Below are 18,689 nucleotides of genomic sequence, written 5' to 3' on the forward strand. Positions count from 1 at the left end.
TATCTCGCGGAGTTCGAATGGCCAGCGCGATATGAACTAGAAGGTGCTGGTCGGCCGGACGCTGTTGGCGAGGTCGACCAAGGAGTAGCGGTGCGCCTGCGACGGCGCGACCCTGGCCAGGCTTCGCAGCGAGGCTTCCACGCCGAGCTGCAGCCCGTGCTCGGTGAACGGGAATCCGAGAATGTGGTTGGTGCTGGCGCTGTGGTCCGCCAGCCAGTCCATCGCGGTGCCGAGGACCAGCGCGCGAATCTGCAGGACCCGCGGCTCGGAGTCGGGCAGCGCCTCCACCCGCCGGGCGGCGTCGCGGATGTGCCGTTCGGTGATCTCGGTCATCGACCGGCCGGACAGCAGCGTCACCGCGCTGGTGAGCCGAGCCGTCGTGAAATGCCGTGAGGTGGCGGGGACCTGGTCCAGCGTCTTGACGGCGGCGTCGCGGTCACCCGCCGCCGACTGCGCCCGAGCCAGACCGAAGCCCGCCGAGATGATGCCGTTGTCGGTGCACCACACCGTGTTGTAGAACTTCCGTTCGTCGGGATTGCCCGCCAGCTCGGCGGTGGCCGCCAACGCCAGCTTGGGGGCCAGCTCACCGGGCAGGGTGTTCAGCACCTCGGTGAAATGCTTTGTGGCCGACTCGTAGTCGGCGGTCAGCATCTCGGACACGGCGCGAAACCACGTCAGTCGCCACTGCTGAGAAACGTCACGGCTGGACGCCTTCCAGCCCACCCGGCCTGCCAGATCGTCGAGCTTGCGGGTGGCCTTGGCGACATCCCCGAGATCGAGCAGGGCGCGCACTTCCATCAACGGCAGCTCGACCGATTCCGACAGGTCGATGCCCTCGGAGTCCAGCGCACCGTGGCGCGCGGCGCGCAACTGGTCGAGCGTCTGCACCGGCTGGCTCAGCACGCTCGCCGACAGCACAGGTGCGCCCACATCCGTCGGGTCGACAAGCGGCACCGGCAGCGCCTTAACGATCTCCTGCGCCGTCAGCCTCTCCGAATGCACCTGCCCGTCGAGATAGACGTCGGTGTGCGCGACGAGCAGGTCGATGCCGAAGGTCGATCGGGTCGGGCTGAAGACCGTCGAAAGACCGGACCGGGGCGTCCCGGTGTCCTGCGCGACCACTTCGCGCAACACCCCGAGCAGCTGGCTCGTCATCACCTCGGCGCTGCTGAACCTGCGGCGCGGGTCGGGATCGATGGCCCGCCGCAGCAGCCTCGCGAACGAGTCGTAGTCGGCGAGCACCGGGTCGTCTTCCGGTAAGCCGTCGACGAAGCGGCCCCTGCGCATACGCAGGTTCAGCGTCAGTGCCGCAAGGGTCCGGCCGACGGTGTAGATGTCGCTGGCGACCGTCGGTCCGGTCCGCACGATCTCCGGCGCCTGGTAACCCGGTGTGCCGTAGAGGTATCCGAACGAATTGATCCGCGACACCGCACCGAGGTCGATCAGCTTCAGCTGATCCTCGGTGATCATGATGTTCTCGGGCTTCAAGTCGTTGTACGCCAGCCCGATGGAGTGCAGATAGCCCAGCGCGGGCAGGATCTCCAGCATGTAGCCGATGGCCTCGGCGACCGGCAGCTTGGCGGTCCTGGCCTGTTTGAGCGACTTGCCGCCGACGTACTCCATCACGATGTAACCGACGGGGTTGCCGTGCTGATCGGGGTGCTCGACGAAGTTGTAGATCTTGACGATCCCTGGGTGCGTCACCTCGGCGAGGAACTGCCGCTCGGCCATCGCGATCTTCTGGGCCTCTGCGTCCCCGGAATGCACCAGACCCTTGAGCACGACCGGCCGTTCGTTGACGTTGTGGTCGAACGCCAGATACACCCAACCAAGACCGCCGTGCGCGATACAGCCCTTGATCTCGTATTGATCGGCGACCATGTCACCGGAAACCAGTTGCGGCAGGAAAGAATACGCGCTGCCGCAGTGGGGACACCAGCCTTCCGACAGTGCTCTGCCGTCGGAAGAGGACCGGCCGACGGGCCTACCGCAGTTCCAGCAGAACCGTTTCGACTCGGCGACAACGGGATTGGTCATCAACGCCGACAGCGGATCGATTTCGCGCACCCGGGGAATCTCCACCAGCCCGCCGCCGAGGCGCCGGGTCGGTGACAGCGCCCGCGTCATCGTGGTCGAATCCTCGGGTTCGGTCTCGGCCGTGCCGACCGACATGCCGTCCGTGTCGTCGAAATGCGGCCGGAAAACTGCCTGCGTCGCCATCGGGCGAATCGTCGACATGGAATCCATGTCGAGGTCTTCCAGCGCCGCCGGTTGGGTGCTGGGCCCGTCGAATTCGTCCTCTGCCGTCGACATCAGCCCGAATACCTCGGAACGGGCGGCGCGGGCGGCGCGCCCAGCACCGTCAACCACTTGCGGTACAGCGTGTTCCACGTGCCGTCGCGGCGGACGCGGTCCAGCGTGCCGTTGACGAACCGGACCAACCCGGTGTTCTCCAGGTTGATGCCGATGCCGTAGGGCTCCTCGTTCATGCTCGGGCCGATGATGTGCAGATACGGGTCTTGGGCCACCAACCCGGCGAGGATCGAGTCGTCGGTGCTGACGGCATCGACCTGACGCTGCTGCAGGGCCACCAGGCAGTCGGCCCACGTGACGACCTGAATGACGATCGGCGACGGGTTGATCTCCTGGATCCGCTGCAGCGACGTGGTGCCCTTCACCGCGCAGACGCGCTTCCCGGACAGGTCGCTGGCCTGCGAGATGGTCGAATCGCGCGGCGCCAGAATCCGTTGATTTGCAACGAGATACACCGTGGAGAAGTTGACCAGCTTCTTGCGTTCGCAGGTGATGCTCATGGTCTTGACAACGATGTCGACCTGGTTGTTCTGCAAAGCCGTGACGCGATCGGCCGACGACAGAATGCGGTACTCGACCTGTGACGGCGTGCCGAAGATGTCGCGCGCGACCTCGCCCGCGACGTCGACGTCGAAACCGGTGATCTCGCCGGTGACCGGGTCGCGGAAGCTGAACAGGTTGCTGCCGATGTCGAGCCCGACGATGAGCCGCCCGCGGGCCTTGATGTTCTCGACGGCCTCGGCGGCGTCCGCGCTGTTCCCGAACGGCCGCAGGCTGGCGGTGAGATCGCACTCGTCGTCGGTGTCCTCGGGCACCGGCACCAGCTCCGGCGGCAGTTCCTCCATGCCTGCGGGCGTCGGCGGCGGAAGGGTGAGGCTCGGCGTCGGCGTAACCCCTTCCGCGCGGCCGCAGCCCGCCAGCACGGTCACTATGGCGACCGCGACGCAGAACATCTTGAGCCTCATCAGCGGTACTCACTCAGCCGAGGCCACAGCCCGAGCGCCACCGCGATGGCCGCGACGACGGACAGCACCGCGGCGCCGACGGTCGCACCGGACAACACCCGCCGCGCGTTGAGGATGTCGCTGCGCAGTTGCTCGCGGCTCTCGGCGATGCCCTTGTTGAGCGCCTCGTCCAGCCGATCGAACGCGGGCGTCGAGTCGTCCTCGCTGCGGCCGAGCGCGACCTGCGTGGCCGCCTGGTAGTTGCCGACCGCGATGTAGGAGCTGATCCGGTCGTCGGCCGCGCGCCAACGGCGCAACAGCTGTTCGGCGTCGGACAGATCGCCCTTGTCGATCGCGTCCTCGCGACCGAGGTATTCGGAGAGTTGCTGCTGCATGGTGTCGATGCGTTGGTAGTAGGACTGCTTGCGGACGCTCTCGTCGCCGCGACGGATCAGCGACAGCGTCTCGTCGGCTCGCGCCTGCTGGGCCGTGATAGCCAGCGTAGTCACCGTTTTCAGCGACTCCGCGGCGGTGTCCTTCGCGCTGCGGCTGTCGATGGTCGAGATCACCAAGGCCGTGAAAACCCAGATGAGCATGATCAGCACGGCCATCCCGCCCGCCACGAAACCGATGTTGACGCGGCGCCTGGTACGGCGGGCCAGCCAGCGGTTGGCGAAGGCGCCGAACAACAGCGTCGCCAGCACCACGAGGATCACCGGTGCGGGGATGCGGGTCGACGCCGTCGTCTCCCTGTCGACGCGCGCCGAGGTTTCCTCGTAGAGCCGTTGCGCGTCGGGCAGCATCGTCTGCTGCATCAGCGCCGACGCCTCGGACAGATACGACGAGCCGACCGGGTTGCCCGCCCGGTTGTTGGTGCGCGCCGTCTCGACCAGCCCGGTGTAGACGGCGAGGTTGGCGTTGATCCGGCCGAGCAGCTGGATCAACGTCTCGTCGGTCAACCCGCTCGACGCCCGCGTCACGGCGTTGGCGGCGTCGGTGATCGCCTGTTCGTAGCGCTGTCGGACGTCGCGGGGTTCGGCACCCGCGATGAACGCCGTCGCGGCTGCGGCATCGGCGACCGAAAGCGTCGTGTAGAGCTGGCCGGCCGCGAAAGCCAGCGGCTCGGTGTGCTCGAGCACGGCGGTCAGCGCCCGCTGGCGATCGTTGACGGTGGTCGAAGTGGCAAACGCGCTGGCGATCACGAGAGCCGAGAGCACGATGCCGATGGTGAGGATGCGACCAGGGGTCGTCCAGAGGAACCACCAGCGTGGGTGCGCGGGTGTAGCCGGCGACCGCGATGCGAGCGGCTCGGTCGACGGGTGCGCCAGCTCCACGGTCACCGGTGCGCGGACCTCATCTTTTAGCTACTTTCCGACTGCTCTTCCGATCAACTTCCGACTCTATAAAAGAATTCTAAGAGTTATTCGAGTGACGTGTGGGCATTCGAGGGCCGCGGGTTTGCACCGGCGTTGCCTAAGCTGAATGCGTGCGTGGCGACGGTGACGGCTGGGTGGTGTCGGAAACCGGCATGTATTGGGGCAAGCACGGTGCAGCGGGTCTGCTTCTGCGTGCGCCGCAAGCCGACGGTTCGGCGGCCGTGCTGCTACAACACCGCGCGCCATGGAGCCATCAGGGCGGCACATGGGGACTTCCCGGCGGCGCCCGCGACAGCCACGAAAGCCCGGAAGAGGCCGCGGTGCGCGAGGCGCATGAGGAGGCGGGGCTCACCGCCGACCGCCTCGTCGTGCGCACGACGGTCGTCACCGCTGAGGTCTCCGGGCCGGGCGGCCCGTATTGGACCTACACGACCGTGATCGCCGACGCGCCCGAACAGCTCGAGACGGTGCCCAACCGGGAGAGCGCCGAGCTGCGCTGGGTGGCCGAGGACGAGGTCGCCACGCTGCCCCTGCACCCCGGGTTCGCCGCGAGCTGGGCCGAGCTGCGCGCCGTCGCGGCCACTATCCCGCTGATGCAAGCCGAGCTTTGAGCCTGCTCGCGGCCGCGGCGGGGTCGTCGGCTGCGGCGATAGCCCGCACCACGACGACGCGCCGCGCGCCCGCGTCGAGCACTTCGGGCAACCGCTGCTCGTCGATGCCGCCGATCGCGAACCAGGGTTTGGCTGGGTTCATCGACGCGGCGGTCCGCACGAGGTCCAGACCAGGCGCAGGCCTGCCCGGCTTGGTCGGGGTGGGCCAGCACGGGCCGACGCAGAAGTAATCGACCGATTCTTCGACGGCGGCAGCGACTTGCTGTGGGTCGTGCGTGGAGCGGCCGATCTGCTGGTCAGACCCCACGATGTCGCGGGCGATCGTCAGCGGTAGGTCGTGCTGGCCGAGATGCAGCACATCGGCTCCTGCTGCGCGGGCGATATCGGCGCGGTCGTTCACCGCGAACAGCGCGTTGTGGCGGCGCGCGGCGTCGGCGAGTATTTCCAGCGCGGCCAGTTCATCGCATGCTTCGAGGGGTCCGAACTGCTGCTCGCCCGGCGAACCCTTGTCACGCAACTGGATGATGTCCACCCCGCCTGCGAGAGCCGCGTCGGCGAACGCGGCGAGATCGCCGCGCTCACGGCGCGCGTCGGTGCACAGGTACAGCGACGCCGACGCAAGCCGGGCCGTCGGATCCTGAAGGGCAACCACACCGCGAGGGTAATGTGGACCGTCGACACGGGAGTCCGGAGAGCGGACTGAGAGTGGGCACACCGGCTGACGCACCTGCCCTGACCGTCGAACCTGATCCGGGTCATGCCGGCGAAGGGAGGGGAGAAGATGTCTCACAGGTCCGACAAATCCATTGCCGTCATCGGCGGTGGCGTCATCGGGCTTTCCATCGCACGCCGGGCCGCGCTCGACGGCTATCCGGTGAGCCTGCACCGATCCGACGATCGCGGAGCATCCTGGGTGGCGGGCGGCATGCTCGCCCCACACAGCGAAGGGTGGCCACGCGAGGAGGGCCTGTTGCGCCTCGGTCTCGCGTCGCTGGCGTTGTGGCATCGGGGGGGACGCGGCGGTTTCACCGACGGGCTGGGAGAAGGCGTGATCACCGCGCGCGAATCGCTTGTGGTCGCCGTCGATCGCGCCGACGCCGCGGACCTCAGGACGGCCGGGGAGTGGCTGGCCGCGCAGGGTCATCCGGTCAAGGTCACGTCTGCCGCCCGCGATATCGAGCCGCTGCTCGCCCAGGGCATTCGGCACGGCTTCGTCGCCGAGACCGAACTCGCCGTCGACAACCGTGCGGTGCTCGAGGCGTTGGCCGCGCACTGCGACCGGCTGGGTGTGCTCATGCGCCCGCCGGTCGACGACCTCGCAGCGGTCGACGCCGACGTCCGGGTGATCGCCAACGGGATCGACGCACCGACGCTGTGGCCCGGCCTGCCCGTGCGGCCCGTCAAGGGTGAGGTGCTGCGGCTGCGCTGGCGGAAAGGGTGTATGCCGGTGCCCCGGAGAGTGATCAGGGCACGTGTGCACGGTAGGCAGGTGTACCTGGTGCCGCGGTCCGACGGCGTGGTCGTCGGAGCCACCCAGTACGAGCACGGCCGCGACACCGCGCCTGCGGTGACCGGTGTACGGGAACTGCTGGACGACGCCTGCACGGTGATGCCGGCGCTCGGCGAGTACGAACTGGCCGAATGCGCGGCCGGCCTGCGTCCGATGACGCCCGACAACCTTCCGATCGTCGGCCGCCTCGACGACCGCACACTGGTCGCGACGGGCCATGGCCGGTCCGGGTTCCTGCTGGCGCCATGGACCGCGGAGGCGATCGCGGGCGAACTCAACGGTGCTCCGCTGCCAGACTCCGAACTGCTGGAGGTGCGATGAAAGTCATCGTCAACGACGAAGACGTCGAATGCGACGAGCAGATCACCGTCGCGGGTCTGCTCGAGCGACTCGGCTTCCCCGAGAAGGGGATTGCGGTTGCGGTGAATTGGACTGTGCTGCCCCGGTCGCGTTGGCAGACGACATTGTCCGACGGCGCGCGACTGGAAGTGGTGACGGCGGTGCAGGGTGGCTGAGCTCGATGCTCTTTGCGCAAACGGCTCATCGGCCGACAAGCTCACGATCGCAGGCCGCGAGTTCGGGTCGAGGCTGATCCTCGGCACCGGCGGTGCCGCCAATCTTTCGGTGCTTGAGGAGGCGCTGATCGCGTCTGGTACCGAGCTGACGACGGTCGCGATGCGCCGTGTCGACGCCGAGGGCGGCACGGGTGTGCTCGATCTGCTCAACCGGCTGAACATCACACCGCTGCCCAACACCGCGGGATGCCGAGGCGCCGCGGAGGCGGTGATGACCGCGCAGCTGGCCCGCGAAGCACTGCAGACCGACTGGGTCAAGCTCGAAGTGATCGCCGACGAACGCACACTGTTGCCCGATGCCATCGAGTTGGTTCGCGCCGCTGAGCAATTGGTAGACGACGGCTTCGTCGTGCTGCCGTACACCAACGACGATCCGGTGCTGGCGCGGCGGCTGGAGGACACCGGCTGCGCGGCGGTGATGCCGCTCGGCTCGCCGATCGGGACCGGACTCGGCATCGCCAACCCGCACAACATCGAGATGATCGTCGACGGGGCCGGTGTCCCCGTGATCCTGGACGCGGGCATCGGGACGGCAAGCGACGCCGCGCAGGCGATGGAACTGGGCTGTGCCGCAGTGCTTCTCGCGACCGCTGTGACCAGGTCAGCCGATCCGCCGGTGATGGCCGCAGCGATGGCAGCCGCCGTCACCGCGGGCCGCCTCGCGCGGCAGGCAGGCCGGATTCCGAAGCGGTTCTGGGCCCAACCGTCCAGCCCATCTCTATGACGGACCGGCTTACAGGGAAACGGTATGTCGCGCTTGGCAGTTCGATGGCTGCCGGCCCGGGGATCGCTCCGCGCGACAAACACGCCCCGCTCCGCGCCGTCCGCTCGGCGGCCAACTACCCACACCTGGTGGCGCAGCGACTCGGCCTGGACCTCGTCGACGTCACCTACTCCGGTGCCACCACCGCCGATGTGCTGACCGACCGGCGGAACGGCTTGCCGCCACAGGTGACTGCGCTCGACGGTTCCGAATCGCTCGTCACCATCACGATCGGCGGGAACGACGTCGGCTACGTGCCGCTGATGACGGCGGCCGCGCTGCCGCACGCGGTGCGCTGGATGCCGGTGGCCGGTGACCGCGTGCGGGAGTCCGTCGACCCGACCGCCCGCGATCGCGCTCTGGTCGCCGTGGCCGAGAAACTGGCGAACGTCGGGCGCGAGGTCCGATCGCGGGCGCCGCGGGCGCGGGTGCTGTTCGTCGACTATCTGACGCTGCTGCCCCCCGCGGGCGAGGACGCCTCACCGCTTTCGGGGGTCGACGCCGCACTCGGCCGTCGGGTCGCCGCGACGCTCGAACGGCTGACGGCCGAGGCGGCGGAGGTCACCGGCTGCGATCTCGTGCGGGCCTCCGATGCCAGCCGTGCACACCACGCGTGGTCGGCGGACCCGTGGACGACGAAGCCGTCGAGGTACGGTCTGCCGATCCCCGGTAGGCCGTTTCCCGCCCACCCCAACGCTGCGGGGATGCGCGCGGTCGCCGAGTTGGTCGCTGCCTCGGTCGGCTGACAGGATAACCACGATGATCGAATTGGTCGGGCTCACCAAGGTATTTGGGCGGACCCGCGCGGTCGACGAGCTGACCTGCACCATCGAGCCCGGCATGGTCACCGGTTTCCTCGGCCCGAACGGTGCGGGCAAGACCACCACGATGCGCATGATCCTCGGGCTGGACCGCCCCACGTCGGGCAGCGCGACCATCGACGGAAAGCGTTATCGGGAACTTGTCGACCCGCTGCGCCACGTGGGCGCCCTTCTCGACGCGAAACAGACCCATCCCAACCGGTCGGTGCGCGCACACCTGCGGTGGCTGGCGGCGACGAACCGGTTGTCCGCAGGGCGCGTCGACGAGGTGCTGGAGAAGGTCGGGCTCTCGGCGGTCGCGGCCAAGAAGGCGGGCACGCTGTCGCTGGGTATGAGCCAGCGGCTCGGCATCGCGGCCGCACTGCTGGGCGATCCGCCGGTGCTGCTGTTCGACGAGCCGGTCAACGGCCTCGACCCCGAGGGCATCCGGTGGGTGCGAACGCTCATGCGCACGCTGGCGGATGAGGGTCGAACCGTCTTCGTGTCCAGCCATCTGCTGGCCGAGATGTCCAACACCGCCGACCGGCTCGTGGTCATCGGCCGCGGCAAGCTGATCGCCTCGACGACGGTGGCCGAGTTCGTCGGAAGGGCCGACGGCGTCAGGGTGCGAAGCCCGCAACTGGACACGCTGCGCACGGTGCTGACCGAGTCCGGCATCGAGGTCGGCGATGACGAGGCGGCAACGGCGCTGCTGGTACGCGGCGCCGCCTGCGAGGTGGTCGGCGATCTGGCCGCGCGCAACGGAATAACGTTGCACGAGTTGACCTCACAGCAGGCGTCACTGGAGGACGCGTACATGAAACTCACCGACGACGCCGTGCAGTACCGGGCGGCGACATGAGCGCGCTGGCGGTGATCAATGCCGAACGCATCAAGCTGTTCACCACCAGGTCGCTGCTGTGGTCGGCGGCCGCGATCGCGGTGCTGAGCCTCGGGCTGGCGGCCATTCAGGCGTCGACCACATATGGTCCCGGCACGGTCGCGCCAGAGAAGGCGGCGATGGGCGTGGCCGTTTTCGGCGTCCCGGTCATGATGATTCTCTCGGCGCTGACCGTCACCAACGAGTACCGCAACGGCCTCATCCGCAGCACGTTCGCCGCGGTGCCGAACCGGACGCTGGTGCTGCTCGCGAAAGCCCTTGTCGCCGCGCTGATCTCGGGCATCTACGCCGCCGTGATGGTGATGGCTTCGATCGTGGTGGCGCACTCGGATCCCCGTGATTGGCGGCTGGTCGGCGCCATCGCGCTGTATGCGATGCTCGCGGCGGTGCTCGGCGTCGGGGTAGGTGCACTGGTCCGGGCGTCGGCCGGCGCGGTGGCGCTGCTGCTGCTGTGGCCGCTCGTTGCCGAACCGCTACTGGGCAACATGCCCAACATCAGCGGCCGGATCGGCCCGTACCTGCCGTTCGCGAACGCGTTCACCTTCATCGATGTGCAGTGGCTCTACCCGTACTACGCCATGCCGTGGGGACCGGTGTCCTCGATCGTCTACTTCGCGTTCGTTGTGGCTGCGGTGTTCGTCGCGGCGCTGGTCGCGATCAACCGGCGCGACGCATGAGCCGACCAGGCGCAGCCGCTAACGTGGGAGCAATGGTTCGTAAGTCGCGCGGGGTTTGCGCTGTGGTCGCCGCGGTCGGCATGGTCGCTGCCTTCGGTGGCTGCGGCAGCAAGCCCGCCAAGGAAGCCACCAGCCCGCCCTCAACGCCGGCGGCCTCCGCTGCGGCAACCAAGTACGCCGCGACGCTGCGTGGGCGCATCAAGGCCGACGCGATGATGGCGCACCTGCAGAAATTGCAGGACATCGCCGACGCGCACGACGGCAACCGGTCACTGGGCACCGCGGGCTACGACGTGAGCGTCGACTACGTCGCCACGACGCTGCGCGACAAGGGTTTCGACGTGGCGACCCCCGAGTTCGAGGTGCGGCTGGCGTTCGCAGAGGATCCGCAGCTCACCGTGGGCGGCGCGACGATCGAGGCCAAGCCGCTCGAGTACACCATCGGCACGCCCGACGGCGGCGTCTCCGGTCCGCTGGTCGCGGCCCGTGTCGACGACACACCGGGTTGCACGGCCGCCGACTATGACGGCCTTCCCGCCCAGGGCGCGGTCGTGCTGGTGGACCGTGGCACCTGCCCGTTCACGCAGAAACAGGCCGCGGCCGCCGAGCGCGGTGCGGTGGCCCTCGTCGTCGCCAACAACGAGGACGGCGACGAGATGGGCGGCACGCTCGGCGAGGAGTCGAACGTGAAGATCCCCGTCGTCAGCGTCGACAAGGCCTCCGGCGAGCGACTGCGCGCCGCGCCCGGCGACACCACGCTCAAGCTCAAGGCCGGCGTGGAGGTGAAGAAGACCCGCAACGTCATCGCCCAGACGAAAACCGGATCGACCTCCGATGTGGTGATGGCCGGTGCGCACCTTGACAGTGTGAAAGAGGGTCCGGGCATCAACGACAACGGCTCCGGGGTGGCAGCGGTGCTGGAAACCGCGCTGCAGCTCGGCCCCTCGCCGGATGTGCAGAACGCGGTGCGGTTCGGCTTCTGGGGCGCCGAGGAAATGGGGCTGAAGGGGTCGAACAACTACGTCGAGTCGCTCGACGTCGAGGCGCTCAAGGATATCGCGCTCTATCTGAACTTCGACATGCTCGGCTCGCCGAACCCCGGGTACTTCACCTACGACGGCGACCAGTCGGTGGCGCCGAGCCCGAGGAATCCCACACCACGGGTGCCCGAGGGGTCGGCGGGCATCGAGCGCACCTTCGTCGCCTACCTCGAACAGGCCGGTAAGAGCGCGCAGGACACCGGCTTCGACGGCCGCTCCGACTACGACGGGTTCACCATGGCAGGTGTACCGGCGGGTGGACTGTTCTCCGGCGGGGAGGAGAAGATGAGCCGCGAACAATCCGAGCTTTGGGACGGCAGTGCCGACGAGCCGTTCGACCCGAACTATCACAAGAAATCCGACACGCTGGACCACATCGACCGGAAGGCGTTGGAGATCAACGGCGCCGGTGTCGGATACGTCGTCGGTGTGTACGCGCAGGATCAACGCGGCCGAAACGGTGTGCCGATCCGCGACGACCGCACCCGGCACGTCCTTTCCCACTCATGACGCGACCGATCACGGGGGCGGCTGTCATCCTGGTTGTGCTGCTCGGCGGGTGTTCGTCGACACCGCAGCCGGCGACAGATCTCGCCCGCGATCTGGCCGACAAGGTGGGCGTCGATGGGATGTACACCCACCTGCGCAAGCTGCAGGAGATCGCCGACGCCAATAACACGTCGCGCGCCGAGGGCACACCCGGGTATGACGCGAGCGTCGACTACGTTGCGCAGACGCTGCGCGACAGGGGTTTCGACGTCCAGACGCCCGAATACGAGCGGCTCGGCGTGGTCTCACCGGGACGGCCGAGGGTCACCGTTTCCGGCCGTGACTATTCCGTCGACCAGGCCTCCCTGCTGACCGCGACCAAGGCGGGTGGGCTACGGGCCGCGACGCGCAGGCCGCAGAAGCCCGCCGGTTGCACCGCCGCCGACTACGGGGCCACGAAGGCGACCGGCGCCATCGCCGTCGTCGACGACACCGGCTGCTCGATCGTCGACAAACAGAAGACGGCCGTCGGTGAGGGCGCCGTCGGACTTCTCGTCGTCAGCGATCCTGGCGCGCAGGGCAGTCCGAAGCGATTGTTCAGCCCCGGGTACTACCGCGGCCTGACCGTTCCCGTCGCGGTCGTCGACCGGGCCGCCGACGCCTCGCTGCGCCGCACGAATGCGCCGGTGCTGCTGACGCTCGACGCCGATGCGGCGATGGTGAAGTCACGTAATGTGTTGGCGCAGACGAAGACCGGCGATACGCGCAACGTGGTGATGGCGGGCGCACATCTGGACAGCGCCGCGGGAAGTCCGGGCATCAACGACGATGGCAGCGGGGTGGCTGCGCTGCTCGAGACCGCCGCCGCGCTGGGTTCGCAGCCGCAGACCACCAACGCGGTGCGGTTCGGTTTCTGGGGCTCCGAGGAGAAGGTGCTCGCCGGGTCGACGAAGTACGTCGAGGGGTTGGAACGCGATCAACTCGACAACATCGCGCTGTACCTCGACTTCGACATGCTCGGTTCGCCCAATGCAGGCTTCTTCACCTATGACGGCGACCAGTCGGGTCAGCCCAACCCCGACGTGCCCGCCAAAACCGTGCCTGCGGGCTCCGCGGGCATCGAACGCACGCTGGCTGGCTATCTGAACCTGGCCGGTATCCGGCCCGCCGACATGCCGCTGGGCAAGGCAGGTGACTACAGCCCGTTCCTGAGTGCGGGCGTCCCGATCGGCGGAGTCACAACCGGTGCGTCGCAACGGAAGTCGGAGGTCCAGGCGCGCCTGTGGGGCGGTGTCGCCGGTGCCGCGTTCGACCGCAACAACCACCTTCCTGGCGACACCGTCGACAACGTCAACCGTGATGCGCTGGCCGTGACGGGCCCCGCGGTGGCGTTCGCCGTCGGCACCTACACCCAGTCGATCGAGGGTGCGAACGGCGTTTCTACCCGCGAGCAGCGCCGCCGGCATACGCCTTAGCGACGCGGCTGACGAACTGGTACACGCCGTCCTCGTCGGGGGCGAGCGGTCCCGGTCTGGCGTGCGGTGACTGCAGGCCGCGCTGCACGGACTCGCACGCCGCCCAGTCCTGCCGGTTGGTCAGGTCCCAGAAGTCGACGGCATAGGACGGATCGAACCCAGGGCTTTCCGCGACCTCCCTGGGGAACGCCCACGCGCATTCGACGTGCGTGCGGTCCACCGCCAGCGGCGTCATGATGTGGGTCATCACGTAGTCGGGGTGCAGGCTGACGAGAAGGTTCGGATAGCCGACCACGTACATCACCGTGCGCCGTTCGTGTTCCGACAGCCCCTTGATCGCGACACCGCCGCTGGCGCCGGTCAGCGACATCGTCTCGGCTCCTTCGATGATCGACATCCAGCCGCCCATCCACGAGCCGTCGGTGTCGAGGTTCTCACCGCTGTGCGGCGGGCTGATCCGGGACAACTCGGGGTGGATCGTCGAGCAGTGGTAGCACTCCTGGTAGTTCTCGGCGATGACCTTCCAGTTGGTCTCCAGTTCATAGGAGTGCCGGTCCACTACGGTCAGGTCCTCGGGCCGGTATGGCGCGATGACCTCCTCCCAACCCGAGACGTGCTCGGCGAAGTCGGCGTCCTCGCCGCCGGCGTCGACGAACAGATAGCCGTGCCAGTTCACCAGCCGCAGTTCGGCGAGCCGGAATTGGTCGGCGTCGAAGCCGTCTTCGTCCCTGAAACCCGGCGCGTTCCGGACACTGCCGTCCAGCCGGTAGGACCACGAGTGGTACGGGCACACGATGGCGCGGCCCCTCGTGGACTGGTTGTAGGCCAGCAGTTCGTGTCCCCGATGACGGCAGGTGTTGGCGAAGGCGCGGACCTTGTCCTCGCCGCGCACCAGCAGCACCGCGTTCGGCCCGGAGCCGACCGCCTTCTGGGCGCCGACGGTGGCCAGGTCGGACGCGTGGCCGACGCAGGTCCAGCCGGAGAAGATGTGGCGCTGCTCCCACTCGAATACCGCTGGGTCGACGTAGGCCTCCCGCGGCAGCATCCTTGACTGGCCGAACGGGGCCATTGCCGCGGCGACGCCGTCGGCAGGAAGGGGAGCCGGGGAATGCCGTTTGAACATACGGTCAGCCTAATTTATCAAGCCTCTCCGGTGAAGCCGCCCAGTCCGCTGTCGCCGAAGACCTTGCACCGCTTACCGTTTCTTGACAGCAGACTTCTCATCGGCAGGTAGGTTGAGCGCGCGTTCGGCGAAGCGCATCGCTATGTCGTAGGCCACCGTCGAGTCGACTTCGGGATCATCGAGTGCCACCTGGATGGACAGACCGTCGAGAAGCGCGGAGAACTCGAGTGCGAACATCCGCGCGTCGATGTCGGCATCGAGTTCGGCCGACTTGACCGTATCGACGATCATGTTGCGCCAGCGGGCATCGAGCTCGACCCGACCCGCCTTCACCTCGTCGTGGCGAAAAGCCTGCGCCCACAGGTCGAACCACAGACCCCAGGCACCGGGGATCTCATCACTCATCTCGGGCACGCAGGTCCACCTGACGAGCATTGACAGCCGCTCGCGAACAGATGGCGTCTCGGCCAGCATCCTCTCGGCGGCTTCGTAGAACGCCTCCTCGGAGTAGCGCAGCGCATCGACCAGCAGCCGGTCCCTTGTGCCGAAGTAATAGATGACGAGTGCCGAGCTGACGCCGGCGCGTTTGGCGACGTCGGCGATACGGGTGTCCCCAAACCCCCGTTCGCAGATGAGCTCCGCCGCCGCGCGGAGCATTTCGATGCGACGGGGTTCGTTGTTCTCTGTCGCGGGCGCCGGATCCGCCATGTGCTCCCCCTGTAGTAACAGCATTGCCCCTTGTCTACAGACTAACACTTGATTAGATTGAACAGTCAGTCAAGGGGCCGCCGAGGTGTTGCGCGTCTGCGCCCGCGAGATGCTCGACGTGTTGCGTATCCGTCCCTGTTGGATGGCTGGCGCAGTCGACGCGCTGGTGCAGGTGCAGAATCGGTAGCCATGGCATGGGACTTCTCGACCGATCCGGATTTTCAGAAGAAGCTCGACTGGGTCGAGGAGTTCTGCAAGGAGGAGGTCGAACCGCTCGAGTTCGTCTTCCCCTACGCGGTCCGCTCGCCCGACCCGCGGGTGAAGGCCTACGTCCGGGGCCTGCAGCAGCAGATCAAGGACCAGGGGCTGTGGGCGCTGTTTCTCGACGAGGAACTCGGCGGGCCCGGCTTCGGCCAGCTGAAACTGGCGCTGCTGAACGAGATCATCGGTCGCTATTCGGGCGCGCCGCAGATGTTCGGCGCCGCTGCGCCCGACACCGGGAACATGGAGATGCTCGCGGCGTTCGGCACCGACGAACAGAAGAAGCGGTGGCTGGAGCCGCTGCTGAACCAGGACATCTTCTCGGCGTACTCGATGACCGAACCGCAGGGCGGGTCAGATCCCAACCTGTTCAGGACCACCGCCGTGCGCGACGGCGACGAGTGGGTGATCAACGGCGAGAAGTGGTTCACCTCGGCGGGCCGCGTCGCCGATATCCTGTTCGTGATGTGCACCAACGGCATGTTCGTCGTTCCGCGCAAGACGCCCGGTGTGGAGATCCAGCCGGAGCCCCGCAACCACAACCACATCATCTATCGCGATGTGCGGGTTCCGCTCGATCATCTGTTGGGTCCGGAGGACGGCGCGAAGACGCTGGCGCAGCGCAGGCTCGGCGGCGGCCGGATCCACCACGCGATGCGCACGATCGCGCAGTGCAAGTTGGCCTTCGACATGATGTGCGAGCGCGCGCTGTCGCGCGAGTCGCACGGCAAGGTCATCGGCGAGCACCAGATGGTGCAGGAGAAGATCGCCGACTCCTACGCAGCGATCCGCATGCTGCGGCTGCTGGTGCTTGAAACCGCTTGGAAGATCGACAATACGAGCACCAAGGAGGCGCGCACCGACATCGCGACGGTCAAGTTCACGATGGCCAAGGTGTTGCGTGAGGTGTCGTTCAACGCGCTGCACATCCTCGGCTCGCTCGGCACGACGGACCTCACACCGCTGCAGGCGATGTATGCGAGCGCGCCGACGATGGGGCTTGCCGACGGCGCCGACGAGGTGCACAAGGCCACCGTCGCCCGCCGCGTGCTGCGCGACTACTCGCCGCAGACGCATCCGTACTGGCCGACGGAATACCTACCGGCCAAGCGGGAGGCGGCGTGGGCGAAGTTCGAGCCGAAGTTCGAAGCCGATCCCGGCTTGCGCGAATCTGCCGAGGCGTACAAGCAGTACTTCCGCAACCGGGGTTGAGACTCTTCCGCGAGCAGACGCAACAGGTCCCGTTTCACGGCGTGCCGGGGGACTTATGCGTCTGCTCGCGTTGGAAGGCGTCATCCTATTCGAGGACGAGGGTATGTCGACGGTCGAGTATGCGGCTGACACCATGCCTTGCCGCCTTATGAAATTTGCTTGCGCCGTATTCGGCAGGGCGGCCGGAGTCCGCCGATCGGCCGAGTCGAGACTGAGTGCTAGACGAGTGACCGAGACCTCGGCTGCGTGAGTCGGCCGAAGCGTACAGCAACACTTCCGCAATCGGCGCTAGATGTTCATCCCCGAGAACATCACCCGGTTCGGATCGTACTTCTGGCGAACGGCGCTGAGCTTCGACAGGTTCGGCCCGAAGTAGCGCGAGGCCGGTTGGTTCGCCTCGAGATAGTTCACATAGCCGCCTGCCGAATACTGTTGCACCGCTTGGTGGGCGGCGCCCAGCCAGCCGGCTGCCGCGGACGGGTTCCCGGAAGTTTCGACGTACCACTGCACCAGCGCCGAGTGCTTGCGCCACGGAAACGCCGTCGCCCCAGGCGCCACGGAAGCCAGTGCCCCGTCGAGGGTGTGCATGATCACCAGCATGCGGCCGGCCCCGCTAGGGAAGGCGTTCATCGCCGCGGCGATTCCCTGAGCCGCGCCCGCGTCGATGACCGGGAAGACGTCCGATCCGCCGACGTACCCGAGCGGCGCCGGGTTGAGATTGTCGGCGGCCAGATATCGCACCAGATCGAGATAGTTGAACGTCTGGATGTCGGTGCCGGTCGGTTGCACGCCGACAGCCGAGGTGATCGCGCTCTGCACGCTGCTGCCGGACCCGACCGGGCAGGTCGCCATGATTCGGCAGTGCGTACCCGTCGCGTCAGCAGAGGCTTCGGCCAACGCCCAGTTGTTCTTGTCGGCGGTCCGCAACCAGTTCTGCCACCCGACGAGCATCTGCGCGAACGACTGCGGCGGGTAGTGCAGGTTCACGACGTCGACATCCGAAATGGGGAACGTCGAGAACGTCAGTGAGGTCGTCACCCCGAAATTGCCGCCGCCACCGCCACGCAGCGCCCAGAACAGATCCGGATTCTCGGCGGCCGACGCGGTGACCGCCTGGCCTCCCGGTAACACGACCGACGCTGACGTCAGCGCGTCGGAAAGCAGTCCCGCATGCCGGGACTGGGCGCCGAGACCGCCGCCGAGGGCGTGTCCGCCTGCTCCGACCGACGGGCACGTCCCGGTCGGGATACCCCGGCCCGCAGCTGCCAGCACCTGGTGCAATTCGTACAAGCTGGTCGCAGGTGGTGTCGTGACCCGGCCGCTTGCGGCGTCGTAGTCGGCGCCGCCGGGCAGCGCACGGAGGTCAAACACCAAGGCGCCGTCGGCCGTCGACGCACCGGTGTAGGAATGGCCGCCGCTGCGCGGCGCCACCTGCAGTTTGTTCGCGGCGGCGAACTGCATTGCCTTCTGCACGTCTGCGACCGATGTCGGCGTCACGATGGCCGCCGGCTTCGAGCCGTTGTAGTTGGTGTTGAAGACCTGCTTCGCGGCGCCGAACTGCCCGTTGTCCGGAAGGACGAGGCGTCCGCCGACTGCGGTCGAAAGTCCTTCCCAGCCCGTCGCAAGCGGTTCTGCGGCCGCGCGTGCCTGACCGAGTATCGTGCCTGCGGCCAAGGCTCCTGCGGCACCCCTCAGAAACGTCTGGCGGGAAATCTCACGCGCCACTGTCGCGCTCCCGCGTTTGCGTCACAACTGGGATTGTCGACCAAGATCAGACGAAAACCGGTGCCGCGCACAACCTGTTGCGCGACGGTGACCGAACAGAGATCAGACGGGAATGACATCAGCGAGCGCTCACTGTGGTACGGGTTCACCGCTGAAATCTGTACCTGAGTGAGCACTCGCCAACCC

General features: G+C 67.5%; 17 protein-coding genes and 1 riboswitch. Of the genes, 10 read left to right on the forward strand and 7 right to left on the reverse strand.

Going from position 1 to position 18,689, the window contains the following annotated elements:
- Positions 1–36 precede the first annotated feature (36 nt).
- The 3 genes from C6A82_RS02245 to glnX are packed head-to-tail and all read right to left on the reverse strand — an operon-like array spanning position 37 to position 4,597.
- Positions 37–2,313: a serine/threonine-protein kinase PknG gene (locus tag C6A82_RS02245; RefSeq protein ID WP_105348727.1), complete on the reverse strand. Its 2,277-nt coding sequence runs from the start codon at positions 2,311–2,313 to the stop codon at positions 37–39.
- A complete protein-coding gene (locus tag C6A82_RS02250; RefSeq protein ID WP_105348678.1) occupies positions 2,313–3,278 on the reverse strand; it encodes a glutamate ABC transporter substrate-binding protein in 966 nt (321 codons plus the stop codon). The genes C6A82_RS02245 and C6A82_RS02250 overlap by 1 nt, the downstream gene beginning before the upstream one ends.
- Positions 3,278–4,597, reverse strand: coding sequence for a protein kinase G-activating protein GlnX (gene glnX / locus C6A82_RS02255; protein ID WP_105348676.1), 1,320 nt, complete (start codon positions 4,595–4,597; stop codon positions 3,278–3,280). The genes C6A82_RS02250 and glnX overlap by 1 nt, the downstream gene beginning before the upstream one ends.
- A 146-nt stretch (positions 4,598–4,743) precedes the next feature.
- Here glnX and C6A82_RS02260 point away from each other — a divergent pair, with 146 nt between their 5' ends.
- The gene (locus C6A82_RS02260; RefSeq protein ID WP_105348674.1) at positions 4,744–5,244 is read left to right on the forward strand and encodes an NUDIX hydrolase; all 501 of its coding nucleotides are present in this window, start codon (positions 4,744–4,746) and stop codon (positions 5,242–5,244) included.
- Here C6A82_RS02260 and thiE read toward each other — a convergent pair.
- Positions 5,216–5,896 (reverse strand): thiamine phosphate synthase, encoded by a 681-nt coding sequence (thiE, locus tag C6A82_RS02265; RefSeq protein ID WP_105348673.1) that lies wholly within the window; start codon positions 5,894–5,896, stop codon positions 5,216–5,218. The two genes, C6A82_RS02260 and thiE, sit on opposite strands and share 29 nt — an antisense overlap.
- 17 nt (positions 5,897–5,913) lie before the next feature.
- Positions 5,914–6,033, forward strand: a riboswitch (TPP riboswitch).
- On the opposite strand from thiE, the gene thiO reads away from it, so the two are divergent.
- The 8 genes from thiO to C6A82_RS02305 all read left to right on the forward strand — a co-directional run bounded on the left by thiO (position 6,026) and on the right by C6A82_RS02305 (position 13,474).
- Positions 6,026–7,075: a glycine oxidase ThiO gene (thiO, locus tag C6A82_RS02270; protein ID WP_105348725.1), complete on the forward strand. Its 1,050-nt coding sequence runs from the start codon at positions 6,026–6,028 to the stop codon at positions 7,073–7,075. Its footprint overlaps the riboswitch before it by 8 nt.
- Entirely contained in the window at positions 7,072–7,269 is a 198-nt protein-coding gene (gene thiS / locus C6A82_RS02275; RefSeq protein WP_105348671.1) for a sulfur carrier protein ThiS, read from the forward strand. Before thiO ends, thiS begins: the two co-directional genes overlap by 4 nt.
- Complete coding sequence (locus C6A82_RS02280; RefSeq protein ID WP_105348669.1) at positions 7,262–8,053, forward strand: thiazole synthase; 792 nt, start codon at positions 7,262–7,264, stop codon at positions 8,051–8,053. The genes thiS and C6A82_RS02280 overlap by 8 nt, the downstream gene beginning before the upstream one ends.
- Positions 8,050–8,838, forward strand: coding sequence for an SGNH/GDSL hydrolase family protein (locus C6A82_RS02285; protein WP_105348668.1), 789 nt, complete (start codon positions 8,050–8,052; stop codon positions 8,836–8,838). Before C6A82_RS02280 ends, C6A82_RS02285 begins: the two co-directional genes overlap by 4 nt.
- Before the next feature lie 13 nt (positions 8,839–8,851).
- Positions 8,852–9,754, forward strand: coding sequence for an ABC transporter ATP-binding protein (locus C6A82_RS02290; RefSeq protein ID WP_105348666.1), 903 nt, complete (start codon positions 8,852–8,854; stop codon positions 9,752–9,754).
- Positions 9,751–10,470, forward strand: coding sequence for an ABC transporter permease (locus C6A82_RS02295; protein WP_105348664.1), 720 nt, complete (start codon positions 9,751–9,753; stop codon positions 10,468–10,470). The genes C6A82_RS02290 and C6A82_RS02295 overlap by 4 nt, the downstream gene beginning before the upstream one ends.
- A 32-nt stretch (positions 10,471–10,502) precedes the next feature.
- The gene (locus tag C6A82_RS02300) at positions 10,503–12,020 is read left to right on the forward strand and encodes a M28 family peptidase (RefSeq protein WP_105348663.1); all 1,518 of its coding nucleotides are present in this window, start codon (positions 10,503–10,505) and stop codon (positions 12,018–12,020) included.
- The gene (locus C6A82_RS02305) at positions 12,017–13,474 is read left to right on the forward strand and encodes a M28 family peptidase (RefSeq protein ID WP_105348661.1); all 1,458 of its coding nucleotides are present in this window, start codon (positions 12,017–12,019) and stop codon (positions 13,472–13,474) included. The genes C6A82_RS02300 and C6A82_RS02305 overlap by 4 nt, the downstream gene beginning before the upstream one ends.
- Here C6A82_RS02305 and C6A82_RS02310 read toward each other — a convergent pair.
- The gene (locus C6A82_RS02310; RefSeq protein ID WP_311101629.1) at positions 13,440–14,597 is read right to left on the reverse strand and encodes an aromatic ring-hydroxylating dioxygenase subunit alpha; all 1,158 of its coding nucleotides are present in this window, start codon (positions 14,595–14,597) and stop codon (positions 13,440–13,442) included. The two genes, C6A82_RS02305 and C6A82_RS02310, sit on opposite strands and share 35 nt — an antisense overlap.
- A gap of 72 nt (positions 14,598–14,669) precedes the next feature.
- Complete coding sequence (locus C6A82_RS02315; RefSeq protein ID WP_105343107.1) at positions 14,670–15,305, reverse strand: TetR/AcrR family transcriptional regulator; 636 nt, start codon at positions 15,303–15,305, stop codon at positions 14,670–14,672.
- 189 nt (positions 15,306–15,494) lie between these two features.
- Between C6A82_RS02315 and C6A82_RS02320 the strand changes: the two genes are divergently transcribed.
- The gene (locus tag C6A82_RS02320; RefSeq protein WP_105343090.1) at positions 15,495–16,778 is read left to right on the forward strand and encodes an acyl-CoA dehydrogenase family protein; all 1,284 of its coding nucleotides are present in this window, start codon (positions 15,495–15,497) and stop codon (positions 16,776–16,778) included.
- Between the two features lie 288 nt (positions 16,779–17,066).
- Here C6A82_RS02320 and C6A82_RS02325 read toward each other — a convergent pair whose 3' ends face one another.
- Positions 17,067–18,503, reverse strand: a complete 1,437-nt coding sequence (locus C6A82_RS02325) for an FAD-binding oxidoreductase (protein ID WP_105343093.1) — start codon at positions 18,501–18,503, stop codon at positions 17,067–17,069.
- Positions 18,504–18,689 lie beyond the last annotated feature (186 nt).

Source organism: Mycobacterium sp. ITM-2016-00318 (assembly GCF_002968285.2).
GTDB lineage: Bacteria > Actinomycetota > Actinomycetes > Mycobacteriales > Mycobacteriaceae > Mycobacterium.